Origin of the sequence: uncultured Aquimarina sp. (assembly GCF_947492115.1) — a bacterium.
Classification (GTDB): domain Bacteria; phylum Bacteroidota; class Bacteroidia; order Flavobacteriales; family Flavobacteriaceae; genus Aquimarina.
In genome coordinates this window covers 1,142,098-1,156,781 of record NZ_CANLMM010000001.1, presented here as the reverse complement: position 1 = coordinate 1,156,781, position 14,684 = coordinate 1,142,098, and the positions used below count along the sequence as shown (strand labels likewise).

Annotated in this window: 11 protein-coding genes and 1 pseudogene; all 12 read left to right on the top strand. The window is 31.3% G+C overall.

Translation table 11 applies throughout. The features are described 5' to 3' along the window. Window position 1: 1 nt before the first annotated feature. Window positions 2–1,441 (top strand): annotated as a pseudogene (dnaA, locus tag Q1A73_RS05180) (chromosomal replication initiator protein DnaA); the annotation flags it as partial. A 540-nt stretch (window positions 1,442–1,981) separates the two neighbouring features. Beyond that, window positions 1,982–3,976, top strand: a complete 1,995-nt coding sequence (ligA, locus tag Q1A73_RS05175; RefSeq protein WP_299602465.1) for an NAD-dependent DNA ligase LigA — start codon at window positions 1,982–1,984, stop codon at window positions 3,974–3,976. A gap of 80 nt (window positions 3,977–4,056) precedes the next feature. Next, window positions 4,057–4,740 carry a lysoplasmalogenase family protein gene (locus Q1A73_RS05170; RefSeq protein WP_299602463.1) on the top strand — a complete coding sequence of 228 codons (684 nt, stop codon included), beginning with the start codon at window positions 4,057–4,059 and terminating at the stop codon, window positions 4,738–4,740. Window positions 4,741–4,971: 231 nt separating this feature from the next. Next, the gene (locus tag Q1A73_RS05165) at window positions 4,972–5,553 is read left to right on the top strand and encodes a hypothetical protein (RefSeq protein WP_299602461.1); all 582 of its coding nucleotides are present in this window, start codon (window positions 4,972–4,974) and stop codon (window positions 5,551–5,553) included. Between the two features lie 1,637 nt (window positions 5,554–7,190). Beyond that, the gene (locus Q1A73_RS05160; protein WP_299602458.1) at window positions 7,191–7,715 is read left to right on the top strand and encodes a hypothetical protein; all 525 of its coding nucleotides are present in this window, start codon (window positions 7,191–7,193) and stop codon (window positions 7,713–7,715) included. A gap of 1 nt (window position 7,716) precedes the next feature. Continuing rightward, on the top strand, window positions 7,717–8,592 hold the full coding sequence (dapA, locus tag Q1A73_RS05155; protein ID WP_299602455.1) for a 4-hydroxy-tetrahydrodipicolinate synthase: 876 nt from the start codon (window positions 7,717–7,719) through the stop codon (window positions 8,590–8,592). A 9-nt stretch (window positions 8,593–8,601) separates the two neighbouring features. Then, entirely contained in the window at window positions 8,602–9,531 is a 930-nt protein-coding gene (locus tag Q1A73_RS05150; protein ID WP_299602452.1) for an ion channel, read from the top strand. Window positions 9,532–9,654: 123 nt separating this feature from the next. After that, complete coding sequence (gene bamD, locus Q1A73_RS05145) at window positions 9,655–10,446, top strand: outer membrane protein assembly factor BamD (protein ID WP_299602449.1); 792 nt, start codon at window positions 9,655–9,657, stop codon at window positions 10,444–10,446. Between the two features lie 14 nt (window positions 10,447–10,460). Continuing rightward, the gene (locus Q1A73_RS05140) at window positions 10,461–10,793 is read left to right on the top strand and encodes a DNA-directed RNA polymerase subunit omega (protein WP_299602446.1); all 333 of its coding nucleotides are present in this window, start codon (window positions 10,461–10,463) and stop codon (window positions 10,791–10,793) included. A gap of 7 nt (window positions 10,794–10,800) precedes the next feature. Continuing rightward, window positions 10,801–12,015 (top strand): bifunctional phosphopantothenoylcysteine decarboxylase/phosphopantothenate--cysteine ligase CoaBC, encoded by a 1,215-nt coding sequence (gene coaBC / locus Q1A73_RS05135; protein ID WP_299602444.1) that lies wholly within the window; start codon window positions 10,801–10,803, stop codon window positions 12,013–12,015. Further along, on the top strand, window positions 12,008–12,895 hold the full coding sequence (locus Q1A73_RS05130) for a DUF4835 family protein (protein ID WP_299602443.1): 888 nt from the start codon (window positions 12,008–12,010) through the stop codon (window positions 12,893–12,895). Before coaBC ends, Q1A73_RS05130 begins: the two co-directional genes overlap by 8 nt. An 82-nt stretch (window positions 12,896–12,977) precedes the next feature. Next, window positions 12,978–14,633 carry a DNA repair protein RecN gene (gene recN / locus Q1A73_RS05125; RefSeq protein ID WP_299602440.1) on the top strand — a complete coding sequence of 552 codons (1,656 nt, stop codon included), beginning with the start codon at window positions 12,978–12,980 and terminating at the stop codon, window positions 14,631–14,633. Window positions 14,634–14,684 lie beyond the last annotated feature (51 nt).

Sequence of the window (14,684 nt, the reverse complement as noted above, 5' to 3'; positions counted from 1 at the left end):
TATGGATAAAACGGCAGACTCAGTTTGGAATAATTGTTTGTTATATATAGAGGACAAAATTACTCCACAAGCTTTTGAAACCTGGTTTGAACCTATTAAAGCTGTAAAGCTTACTGATAGTGCTTTGAGCATCCAGGTACCTAGCAAGTTTTTTTACGAGTGGCTCGAAGAACATTATGTAGAACTTTTACGGTTATCTTTGACTAGGGAATTAGGCGAACATTCTAAGTTAGTATATATTATTAAAATGGAGAATGTATTTGGAAAAAAAAAAGCGTTTTATGAGAAAATACCAAGTACTTCTCGTAAAACTATAAGTTCTCAAGAAGTAGATATTCCTATTAGAAGTAAAAACCCCGAACTTAAAAATCCATTTGTGATTCCAGGGATTAGAAGTTTAAAAATAGAATCTCAATTAAACCCTAATTATAATTTTGATAACTTTATAGAAGGGGATTCGAACCGTTTAGCAAGATCTGCTGGTATGGCAGTAGCTAACAAACCTGGAGAAACGTCTTTTAATCCTTTGTTAATTTTTGGAGGAGTTGGGCTAGGTAAGACACACTTGGCACATGCAATAGGTGTAAACATAAAAGACAATTATCCTGAAAAAACAGTTTTATATATTTCGGCAGAAAAATTTACACGAGAATATATTAACTCTATTAAGAATAATGGGAGAGAAGATTTTATTCAATTGTACAAAATTCTTGATTTGTTAATTGTAGATGATGTCCAATTATTATTAGGAAAAAAAGATACACAGGATGTGTTTTTCTATATTATTAATTATTTAAGAAAAGAAGGTAAGCAGGTAATATTAACTTGTAACAAAGTTCCACTGAATTTATATGGAATAGATGAGGGTTTGAGTTCCGAAATTAAAAAAGGATTGTCTGCCGAGCTTCATCAACCGGATTATGAGACCAAAATATCTATTATCAAAAATAAACTTTATAGAGATGGCATAGAAATGCCAGAAGATGTTGTGGAGTTTTTGGCAAATAATATTAAAACTAACATAAATGTGTTGGAAGGAGCTCTGATCTCAATCATAGCACATTCTTCATTTAAAAAAGAGGATGTGACTATTGACCTTGCTAGGAAAATTATTCATAATTATTTTTTAAATAACAAAAAGAGTTATAAAGATAAAATTAAAATTCATGACCTTTTAAGAAATGCATTCATTAAATATTTAATAAGTTTTGACGAGTATGTTAAAGATACTAAGGGGATTCAAATAGAGTTTCAAATAAATAAAATATCTGAAGGTTTAGAGTTGGAAATTTTGGTTGATAAAGATGTGAATATTGAAGATATTCGGCTATATATCAATGAATATGTCAATTTGGTTCACAATTTAAACCTGTCTTTAAGAGATAAAGTAATTGTTGAAGAATTAACCAAGGAAATAGAGTTTTTAGAAATCAAATATAAAGCCCAAATTCAACAGTTTAAAACAAACCTTGATTTCGCTAATTATAAAATTAAATACTTAGAAGAAGATATTTCGAAGTTTCGTAATTTGTTTTTAAATAGGGAAAAAGAACCAATAAGGGTTAATTTAAATATAAATCAAAACCAAGAACAATCTCAACTTCAATATCAGTCTCAAGTTTTAGAATTTTCAAAAGAAGAGATTATTCATTTTCAAGATGCATTTGATTTTATTGTAAATAATTTAAGAAATACAGAACTATTTGACGATGCTGAGAAGCTTCAGGAAGATTTAGATCTTCTTAATGAAGAAAATATTAAAGATTTGAAAAAAAGTGGTTTTAAAAACCGTTTTAGGCGTTTTTTTGATAAGATTAAAGCTGGAATAGATGGAATTAATTGGACAAGAAAAACAGCGGAAACTTTTATAAAAGGAAAAGAATCTCTACAAAAACTTTCGGAATATCTTGGGATTGAAATTAAGGACGTTATCAATCTAATAGAAGAGGCAATAAAATAATAGCATAACGGTATCACAACAATGAATATAGAACAACAAATCAATCAATTAAGGGAAGAATTAAGACAACATAATTATAACTATTATGTCTTAGATGCAGCTACTATAAGTGATTATGAGTTCGATATGAAACTTAAAGAACTTCAAGCTTTAGAAGAAAAACACCCTCAGTTTTATGATCCTAATTCACCAACTTTGAGAGTAGGAGGGCAGGTTACTAAAAATTTTAATACAGTAGTTCATGAGCAACGAATGTACTCGTTGGATAATTCTTACTCTAAAGAAGATTTGTTGGATTGGGAAACTAGAATTAAGAAATTGGTTGATGGCGATGTAAGTTATACTTGCGAGCTTAAATATGACGGTGCTTCTATTAGTCTTACGTACGAAAATGGAGAGTTATTACGTGCAGTAACCAGAGGTGATGGAATCCAGGGCGATGATGTTACGACCAATGTAAAAACAATTAAGTCTGTACCTTTAAAATTAAAAGGAGATTATCCCGCAAAGTTTGATATCCGAGGAGAAATTGTATTGCCTTATGAAGGCTTTGCTAAAATGAATCAGGAGCGAATAGCAGCAGGAGAAGAACCTTATGCAAATCCAAGAAATACTGCTTCTGGAAGTTTGAAGCTTCAGGATAGTAGTGAAACTGCAAAAAGACCATTAGATTGTTTGTTGTATAATTTGGCTGGAGATCGATTAGGTATTTTTTCACAATATGAAAGTTTAGAAAAAGCTAGAGAATGGGGGTTTAAAGTTCCAGAAGAATCACGTTTAGTGCATTCTATAGATGAAGTGTTGGAGTTTGTGAATATTTGGGATGAAAAAAGAAGAGATTTACCTTATGAAACAGATGGTGTTGTCATAAAAGTAAATGATTTACAACAACAAGAAGAGCTTGGTTTTACTTCAAAAGCTCCAAGATGGGCAATGGCTTATAAATTTAAGGCAGAGCAAGCAATTACCAAGCTAAATAAAATAACTTATCAAGTGGGTCGCACAGGAGCTATAACACCAGTTGCTAATTTAGAGCCTGTTCAGTTGGCAGGTACTACAGTAAAAAGAGCTTCATTGCATAACGCAGATCAAATTCAAAAGCTTGATATCCGAGAGAATGATACGGTGTTTGTAGAAAAGGGAGGCGAGATCATTCCCAAAATTGTAAGTGTAGATTTCACAAAAAGAGATCAAGACTCTATGCCAACTGTGTATATTTCTTCTTGTCCAGAATGTGGTACAGAATTAATAAGAAAAGAGGGAGAAGCACAGCATTATTGCCCGAATATAGACGGATGTCCGCCGCAGATTGTGGGTAGAATACAGCATTACATATCTCGTAAAGCACTGGATATAGAAGGTCTTGGAGGAGAAACCGTGGCATTGCTGGTAAAAGAAGGCTTAATCAAAGATTATGCAGACCTTTATATGCTTAAAAAAGAACAAGTTATTCCACTGGAGCGTATGGCCGAAAAAAGTGCGGATAATCTCATCGAAGGAATTGCTAAATCTAAAGAGATTCCCTTCGAAAGAGTTTTATTTGGCTTAGGAATTCGGTATGTAGGAGAGACTGTAGCTAAAAAATTAGCAAAACATTACAAGACAATCGAAGCGATTATGCAAGCTTCAGAAGAGGATTTGGTAAGTGTTGACGAAATTGGAATCAAAATAGCGCAAAGCGTTAAAGAGTTTTTCGATACGGAATCTAATAAAACACTTATTACTAGACTTTTAGATTATGGTGTGCAATTGCAAATCTCAGCGGAGAAATTAGCTAATCAAAAAGATACATTAAATGGTCAAACATTTGTTGTTTCGGGAGTTTTTGAGAAGGTTTCTCGTAATGAGTTAAAGAAGCTTATTGAAGATAATGGAGGGAAAGTTTCTAGTTCAATTTCTTCTAAAACATCTTATGTAGTAGCTGGAGCTAATATGGGACCAAGTAAGTTGGAAAAAGCAAATAAGCTGGGGATTGCTATTATTACCGAAGAGGATTTCTTAAATTTATTGGAATAAAGAGATAATTGTAATTGAATTTTGAATCATGTGAACAGGATAGATTTTGTATGAATTCTTAATAAAGTAATTATAACTACGTGAAAATAAGAACACTCATTAAAATATTGTTATTGCTAACAGGAAGTTTATGTGTTCTTAGTACAATCTTGCAGAATTCTGCTTTGGAGTTGTATGTGAAACCAATGACTGTTCCCTTATTCTTTATGTTGTATTGGTTTAATGTCAAAAAGGTTGATTCGTTATTTGCAGTTGTTTTGCTCCTCTGTTTTCTAGGTGATATTTTTTTGCTTACAGGAATAGAGAATGGGTTTAGATATGTTTTGTTAAGCTATACTATATGTTATTTCATCTTATTCTATTTTCTATATCGAAATCATAAAAAAATAGATTACAATAACATAGATATTGTATATCTGATGGCCTTTTTAGTTTTGTGGACGGTTATTGTCTATGAAATATATGCAGTTACGAATCAGGCTATGGGTGCTATAAGACCATTTGGTATTATCTATATAATTATTCTATATCTGCTTTTAATAGGTGCTGTCTTTCAGTATGTAAATATTAGGTCTCCTAGATCTCTTTGGTTTGTGATTGCGATACTTAATTTTGTAATTAGTGATGCTTGTTTTGCATTGGATCGATTTTATGTTCCTTCATTAGAATTAAAAATTATTAATTCCATCTACCAATTGTTGGCAGTATACTTTCTGGTGAAATTTAAAATTTCAAGTCCTGATTCTCTTAAAATAAAAAATTAATTGAAGTTTAATTTCTGTGTTAGGTATTTAATTGAAATTTAGTATCTTAACCAAAGGAAAAATTGTTAAACGGAGTAAGAAGTGAAGAATATTTGCACTTTTTTACATTAAATCATAATGGATGGAGGAAAACTACTAAGATTTTTAATTTCTTTTTTGATTGTTTTACAGGTAGTAGGTTTTGTGTTTCAGTTTCCGCTGTTATACACTTTTAGCAAACCTTTGCTGTTTATGATTATTTTGATGCTATATTTTTGGAGTAGTAAAAAAAGTAAACTACTTCATTTTATTGTTCTTTCAATATTTTTTTTCGCAGAATTAATAGCGATATTAAATAATCAAATAACAATTGGAGATATTATGTTTATCAGAATTATTGGATATCTGATATTGTTTTATTTTTTGTATTACAATCATAAGTTTTTTAAATACAATCAAAGAGATGTTTTTACATTGGTGTTAGGTAGCTCTTTATACACGGCTATATTTTTTATGACTTATTATGTGCTTAGAGAACCTATGGGAAGTCTAAGTTTAATAGGTTTTCTTCATCTATTATTACTATATATTTTGCTGATTGTAGCTGCAATGCACTACATTAATATTAGATCAGAAAAGTCATTGTGGTTTTTTTTAGCAATGCTGAATTTTTCCTTTAGTGATTTTATTTTGCTTATTGATCATTTTTATCTGGAATCCAATGAGTTAAAAGTGATTCGTTTAATCTGTGAACCATTGGCTTTAGTGTTTTTGGTTAACTACATGATTACAAAATATAAGTATCTTAAATCAGAAGAGTTCGAAGGATTTTAGAATGTAAATTAAAGTAATTTTGGATAGAACTAAACTTTCTTATCGACTATTGTATATCTCTGGGGTTTTACTTCTAATAACAGCCATTTTTAATGAAAATTGGTTAGTTTATACTAAAACTTTAGTGGTTTCTTCTGTGTTTTTGATCTATGTGTCTAAGGTAGAAAGGATACAATATTTAGTTGTTTTGGGGTTGTTGTTCGTATTGATTTCTGAAATCTTAGCGGTCATTGATTTTAAAAAATATTTCAGGATAATTAATGTATTGATGTCTTTGTACTACTGTTTTAATATTCTGCTACTACGCAAGAGTTTAAAAAGAATTAAAATACAATTTAAAAAGATCTTTACGATACAGTTGTTAATTACTATGGGATTGATATCTTATGTGATTTATTCTGTTGCAGACATGATTTCGGGTAGTATATCGGAGGATCAATTGTATCTCAATGTTTTTATTGTTTTATTTATTTTGTTCATAGGACTTTGTTATTATATTTATTTAAACAGCAGAACAGTAATCAGTTATTCGCTTATGGTGGCTGCCTCAAGCTTTCTGATTGTGAATATTATTACGGTATTAAACAAGTTGTATATTCATTTAGATGTATTTGTTATTCTGAGCAATGTTCTGCAAGTTTTTGGTCATTACTTTTTAATTAAATTTTTTATTGAACAAAATGACCTGAAACCTAATACTGTTGAGTTTTTTTGATACCATATTTGAAATGATTATTTTGAAAGCGTAATTAAAGTTACCAAGACTGAGTTAGGTGGAGAAGAATAGTAGATTAGCATATTTATTTTTTGGTTTTTCCTTTATTGTGGTTGTGTTTACTGCAGTACTTTGTGAAAATATACATTTGGTATATGTTAAACCATTAATTCCTTTATCGCTTATTTTTATATGTGTCTCGGATAAAAAATCTATTTGGTTTTGTTATTCGTTAAGTATGGTAATACTGATGGCTAGCGATACTCTGATTTATTTGGATTTTTATAAATATTTTAATCATGTAGCGCTTACAATAATTTTATTCTATCTGGTGAATATTTTTTTATTAAGGAAATATATAACTCTAAAGGATATCAAAATTACCAGGTTCACATCATTACCTATAATTATAAGTTTTTTCCTGGTGGCATATTTGGTTTTTTCTGTTTCTCAAATGGTATTACCAACGCTTATGGATGTTGTTTTTTCATTCTTTGCAATAATGTTTACACTCTTTGTATTTGTAGGGGCGTGTTTTGTGATTTATCTCGCAGATAAATATAAAGGTAATTTTAAGCTATTTATCTCTGCTAGTTGTTGTCTTTTTGTAAATGCCTTGGTTTTAATCAATCATTTTTATTACTACAGTAAGGTTTTTACGGTACTTGCGAATGTTACGGAGATTATTGGCTTATATTGTTTCTTGAAGTTTCTTATGGAGGTAAAGCTGAAAGATAATAATGAAGTAGGCCATAGATATCTTTAATCTGATCGATATAATCTACATCAAACAGATTAAATTTATTTGTTATATATATAACTTTTTGTGTTAAATATTGTTTAGTTTTTAATTTATATTAGGCTTTGTAGTGTTATTTAAAATTGAAAATACCTACATTTGCCATTTAATCTTTAATTGTAAATGATTTTAAAAGGTCTAAAGCGAAATGCTTTAAAAAAGAGTGTTGAATCTCATATTAAATCAAGAAAATCCAGAGCTAAAGAAGTTTCTAATATTAGAAATTTAGCAGTTTTGATTGATGCTTCTCAATCCGTTAACATTTTGTCGGTGGTTAAGTTGGCAAATGAACTTGGTGTGAAGTCCGATAACTTGAAAGTAATGGGGTATAAGGAAGACCAGAAAGAAATTTCAGATGATAAAGATGCCGATTATTACAACGATAAAAGTTTTGGTGTTGGAGGTGCTGTAAAGAGTAATTCTTTGAATGATTTTATAAAAAAGGATTATGACATTTTAATCAATTTTTACTCCGAAAGTAAATTGGAGTTAGATTATGTTGCTGCCGCTTCCAAAGCAAAGTTTAAAGTTGGTTTTGCTGAGATTGATAATAGAATTAATGATCTCGTAATAGGTTCTGCCGATCAAGACACCAACCTTTTTATTTCCGAATTAAAAAAATATTTAAAAATTTTACAGATAATATAATATGAGTGCTTTTCTGAAAGGAACTGGTGTTGCATTAGCAACGCCTTTTAATAGTAATGGTTCAATTGATTACAAAGGAGTAGAATCGTTAGTAGAATATTGTATAAATGGCGGTGTAGAATACTTAGTTGTACTAGGAACTACAGCAGAGTCAGTTACACTTTCAAAAGAAGAAAAAAAGGAGTTAGTACAGCATATTGTAAAAATAAATAACAAAAGATTACCTTTAGTTATAGGTATTGGCGGTAATAATACCGCAGCGATTCTACAAGAAATGAAAGATACGGATACTTCAGATTTTGATGCTATCTTATCAGTTGTGCCAATGTATAACAAACCAAGTCAAGAAGGAATTTATCAACATTACAAAATGATAAATGATCAGTCTCCGTTACCTGTGTTGTTATATAATGTCCCTTCACGTACGGGAACAAATATGAGTGCAGAAACAACATTAAGATTATCCAAATTAGATAAAATTGTTGGAATTAAAGAAGCGACAGGTGATTTTACACAAGTACTTAGAATTTTAAAAGATAAGCCTAAAGATTTCTTGGTGATTTCTGGAGATGATGCGCTAGCACTTCCTTTGGTAGCAGCTGGAGGTGATGGAGTAATTAGTGTAATTGGTCAAGGGTTTCCAGAAGAATTTTCCAACATGATTAGGTTAGGACTTTCTGGTGATACTAAAGAAGGATTTGAAATTTTATATAAATTGTTACCTGTTTTGGATTATGCTTTTGAGGAAGGTAATCCAGCGGGTATAAAAAATATTTTAAAGAAAAAAGGTGTTTGTGATGATTATGTACGATTACCTTTAGTTCCTGTTTCTAAAGATTTAGCTGATAAAATAGAAGAGTTCGTAAAAAGTAATTAACAAGCTTTTATGGCAAAAAAAATAAAAGATCCTGGGATTGGTTTATCATCAGATAAGTTAGCGAAACGATTTATCACTTCTGATGGTTCTTTTAATATAAAACATATCAATAGACGTACTTCGATTTCAAGGAGTTACGATTATTTGATTAGTATCAGCTGGTTGAAGTTTTTTTGCTGGGTATTTCTTGGGTATGTTTTTGTAAATTCAGTTTTTGCTATAATCTATGTGTCTATAGGTATTTCTGCGATTACAGTTCCGACAGGTAGTTTATTTGGTGATTTTCTAAAAGCATTCTTTTTTTCTGCCCAAACAGTAACTACTGTAGGGTATGGAGCAATGGCTCCTAAGGGAGTGGTTTTTGGGGTAATTTCTTCTATAGAAGCGTTAGTAGGACTTTTAAGTTTTTCCTTTATTACAGGATTGTTGTATGGAAGATTTTCTAAACCAAAATCGAGTATAAGATTTAGTAAAAGAATGGTGCTCAGAGAACATAATGGAAATGATTGTATTATGTTCCGGTTAATGAGCCGAAGTACTAATGTAATGATCCGTCCAAAAGCTGAAGTTACCTTAGCGCTATCTCAACAAACAGAAGGTGCTAAATATGTAAATAATTTTTACAATCTTAAATTAGAAAGAAGTCAAATTACTTATCTGCCTACTACTTGGACCATAGTGCATCCCATTACAGAAACTAGTCCATTAGCGGAGTTTAAACGCGAAGACTTATCTAAATTACACGGAGAAGTCCTGATTTTGATAAGTTATTATGATGAGTCTTTTACTCAAGAAGTTCATCAGGTGCACTCTTATGTTCTTAATGATCTCAAAATTGATGAATCTTTCGTTCCTGCATTTCATTATGATGATGAAGGGTTTACAGTGTTGGATCATGATAAAATAAGTGAAACCAAGGTGTATAATTCAGAGAAATAGAGCAGCTGTTTTTTTATGTCACAATTTTGCAACAATGACCTCTTCTTTTAGTTATTTAATAGATCAATTAAAGTTTTTGTAATACGGTAGAAATATCTATTTTTGCCAGATGTTTTTTAAGATATGAAGAAATTATTGTTTTTGTTAACATTAGTATTGGTATTAGGTTCTTGTAGTGAGTATCAAAAAGTACTTAAAGAAGAAGAAGTTGGGCCTAAATATAAGTTAGCAGAAGAATTGTATAAAGAGGGTAAGTATAAAAAAGCTTTACGTCTCTTTGAGCAAATCGTGCCGCAGTTTCGTGGAAAGCCTCAGGCAGAAAGGGTAATGTATTATTACTCTGATACGTATTATAATTTAGAGGATTATTACCTTGCTGGATATCAGTTTGAAAGATTTGCTAAATCATATCCGAATAGTGAGAAAAGGGAAGAAGCTGCCTATAAAGGAGCTAAGAGTTACTATCAATTATCTCCTAGATATAGTTTAGATCAGCAAGAAACAGATGAAGCAATTCAGAAGTTACAAGCTTATATTAATGCATATCCAGATAGTGAAAACCTGGAAGAAGCCAATAAATTGGTTGCAGAATTAAGAAACAAAAAAGAAAAAAAGGCTTTTGAAATAGCAAAACAATATCATCATAGAGAGAATTATAAAGTGGCTATAAAAGCTTTTGATAACTATCTAATAGATTATCCAGGTTCTGTTTTTAGAGAAAAAGCATTATATTACAAGCTAGAATCACAATATTTATTAGCTATTGGTAGCTATGAAGTTTTTGTAAAAGAACGATTAGAAACTGCCGAAAGTTTTTATAATAATTACAAAAAGTATTACAAAGAAGGTGAGTTTACTGCCGATGCTGAAGAAATTTCAGAAGATATTAAGACACGTTTAGAAAAATATAAATAGAAAATTAGGAGAAGATGGATTTGAAAAAAAGTAATGCGCCTGTAAATACTACTACTATTGATAAAAACTTAGTAGACCAACCAACAGGTAATATATACGAAGCAATCTCTGTAATATCTAAAAGAGCAAACCAGATTAATACGGATATTAAAAAGGAGCTTTTGGAAAAACTAGATGAGTTTGCTACTTATAATGATAGTTTAGAAGAAATCTTTGAGAATAAAGAACAAATAGAAGTTTCTAAATTCTACGAAAGATTACCAAAACCTCATTCACTAGCTGCGCAAGAGTGGTTAGAAGGTAAAATTTACTTCAGAAATACAAAAACAGATTCTGAATCTTTATAAATAATTTATGGCATCAATATTAGGCGGTAAAAAAATTCTTTTAGGTGTTACCGCTGGTATCGCTGCGTATAAAACAGCTTCCTTAGTGCGCTTGTTTATTAAATCAGGCGCACAGGTAAAGGTAGTTATGACTCCTGCAGCAAAGGATTTTGTAACTCCACTTACACTTTCTACATTATCAAAGAATCCGGTAAATTCTTCTTTTTATGATGAGGAAGATGAAAACGCCGAATGGAATAATCACGTAGAGCTGGGATTATGGGCAGATCTTATGATCATAGCACCTGCTACAGCTAATACCTTGTCTAAAATGTCTACAGGTAATAGTGATAATCTTCTTTTAGCTACATATTTGTCCGCAAAATGTCCTGTGTATTTTGCTCCAGCGATGGATTTGGATATGTATAATCACCCTTCTACTCACGAAACTTTCAAAAAACTGCAAGAGTTTGGTAATGTTATGATTCCTGCCGAATCTGGAGAATTAGCAAGCGGCCTTGTAGGACAGGGAAGGATGGCAGAGCCTGAAAACATTATCAGTTTTATCGAAGCTGATATCTTAGAAAAATTACCACTTAAAGGACAAAAAGTATTAATTACTGCTGGTCCGACATATGAAGCAATAGATCCAGTACGTTTCATAGGAAATCATTCTACAGGAAGAATGGGGATCGAACTGGCTTCTCAGGCGGCATCGCTTGGCGCGGAAGTAACATTGGTTTTAGGCCCTTCTTCTTTAACAGTAGATCATGGATTAATTAATGTAGTTCCTGTGGTAAATGCTGAATCGATGTATGAAGCGGTTGAAAAGGAATTTGAGAGTTGTGATATAGCTATAGCTTCTGCTGCTGTGGCTGATTATAGACCTAAAAATGTTTCCGATCAAAAAATTAAAAAATCCGACAGTAGCTTTGCAATCGAATTAGAACGTACTACGGATATCCTTAAATGGATGGGATCCGTTAAGAAAGAACAGTTTTTAGTTGGTTTTGCTTTAGAAACACAAAATGAGGAGGAGAATGCCAAAGCAAAATTGAAAAAGAAGAATTTGGACTTAATAGTTTTAAATTCTTTAAATGATAAAGGAGCTGGCTTTAAGGGGAAGACTAATAAAGTGACGCTTATTAATCATAAAATGGAAATTAAAGCGTTTGATTTAAAGACCAAAGCTGAAGTTGCACAGGATATTTTTAACGAAATCAATACACAACGTAATGCGTAATTTTTTTCTTCTTACACTACTTTTATCATGCATTTTTGCAAATGCTCAAGAGTTTAATGCTACCGTTGTAGTAAATGCAGAACAAACGGGAAATCCAAACTTGCAAGTTTTTAAAACCTTGGAGAGGTCTGTGGCAGAATTTATAAATAATACAAAGTGGACTGAAACGGATTATAGAAATGAAGAAAGAATTGATTGTAGTTTTTTTATAACCATTACGGGGAACGATAATGATAGTTTCAATGCTACCCTGCAGGTTCAAGCTTCAAGACCTGTATATGGATCTAATTATAAAACTACCATTCTTAATATAAATGACAAACAGTTTAATTTTAGGTATTTAGAGTTTCAGCCATTAAATTACAATCCTAATAATTTCGAATCTAATCTAATATCAGTAGTTGCTTTTTATCTATATACGATTTTAGGTGTTGATGCAGATTCTTTTGAATTAAATTCAGGTACCAATTATTTTCAGGAGGCAAAAAATATTGTAGGTAATGCACAAGGTAGTAATACTTTGGGTTGGAATGGACAAGACGGACCACAAACCAGATTTAGATTAAATGATGATTTATTATCTGGTACCTTTGATGGATACAGAACTGCATTGTATACTTATCATAGAGAAGGTCTTGATATTATGAATAATGATCTGAAAAAAGGAAAGGAATCTATTTTAGAATCTATGAAAACTTTAGAAGGTTTGCATAGAACCCGACCAAACTCATATATCATGAGAGTTTTCTTTGATGCAAAAGCAGATGAAGTAGCTAAAATTCTTTCAGGTGGACCAGCGCTAAACGTTGCAGAAACTATTTCTATTTTAGGAAGAATAGCCCCAACATACGCTACCAATTGGGCTGAGATAAAGTTATAAGTTTTTCTATTTTGTCATTGAAATCTTTTTAAAACTATAGTATCTTTACTTCCTTTAATAAATCACAAAATAGTATTATCCTTTGCTTAGAAGTCTTTCAATAAAAAACTTCGCTTTAATAGAACAGTTACAAGTTTCATTTGATACTGGTTTGACAACTATAACCGGAGAAACTGGTGCTGGTAAATCTTTGTTATTAGGAGCTTTAGGTCTCTTGCTTGGTAAACGTGCAGATCTGTCTAGTATAAAAGATAGCGCTAATAAATGTACTATAGAAGGTGTTTTTGATATAGAAAAGTATGATTTAGCTTCTCTTTTTGAAGAAGAAGATTTGGATTATGAAACCGAAACAATAATCAGAAGAGAAATATTACCATCAGGTAAATCCAGAGCTTTTATTAATGATACTCCAGTAACGCTAAGTTCGTTGAACAAGTTAGGACTTCGATTGATTGATATTCATAGTCAACATCAGACATTAGAAGTAACGACAAATGATTTTCAATTTGAAGTGCTCGATGCATTGTCAGATGCAGGAAGAGAAATAGAATCTTATAAAAGAGGATTGTCTCTCCTAAAAATAAAAGAAAAAGAGCAAAGAACATTGCTGGAAAGTCAGCATGAATTAACAAGGGAACATGATTATAATTCCTTTTTGTTAAACGAATTGGTTGAGGCAAAGCTGCAATCCGGAGAATTAGCACAATTAGAAGAACGTCATGAGACGTTGATTAATATTGAAGAAATACAAGAACGATTATCTAACGCTGTGTCTTTGGTTTCTTCTGAGGAAATCGGAATTTCGGATCTTTTGAATACCGTAAAAAATAATCTCTCCAAAATCGCATCGTATTCTAGTAGTCTAAAAGAATTATCCGATAGAGTTGAAAGTGTATACATAGAACTAGAGGATGTAAATGATTCATTGCAAAATGAATTAGAAAAACTGGATGCCGATCCAGAACAATTAGAAGAAGTTAGTAATCGATTACAGATTATACATAATCTTCAGACAAAGCATACAGTTTCTTCGATAGAAGAGTTACTAACAATCCAAGAAGAATTACAAGAAAAAGTTTCTAAAACCGAATCACTTTCTGATGATATAGAAGGTATCCAAAAAGAAATAGAGACTATTAAAAAGCAGTTGGATGAGGTTGCAGAAAGAATACATTCAAAAAGAAAGAAAGCACTACCAAAATTAGTGACGGAGCTGGAAGGTATTTTAAAAGGTTTAGGAATGCCTAACGCAACTTTCAAAACGTCTTTGTTGCTACAAGAGAAATATCTTTCTAATGGAAAAGAAGAATTAGAGTTTTTGTTTTCTGCGAATAAAGGAGGTACTTATGGAGAGCTGAAGAAAGTAGCATCAGGAGGAGAATTATCCAGAATTATGTTAGGTATTAAAGTTATTCTTTCTAGATATACTCAATTACCTACAATAATTTTTGATGAAATTGATACAGGTGTTTCTGGAGAAATAGCTCATAAAATGGCTGATTTGATGATGACGATGAGTAAGAATCTTCAGGTTTTTAGTATCACGCATTTACCACAAATAGCCGCTAATGGTAATAAACAGTATAAAGTTTTTAAAGAAGACGTAAATAATGTTACGGTAACAAGATTGAAATTGTTAAACGAAGAAGATAGAATACGAGAAATTGCTGAAATGATTGGAGGTAAGCAAGTTTCTGATTCTGCTTTAACACACGCAAAATCATTATTGCATAATTAATACGAAAATAGGTAGAGTGTCATTTTGATTACAGTCGTTTTGTTATCTTTA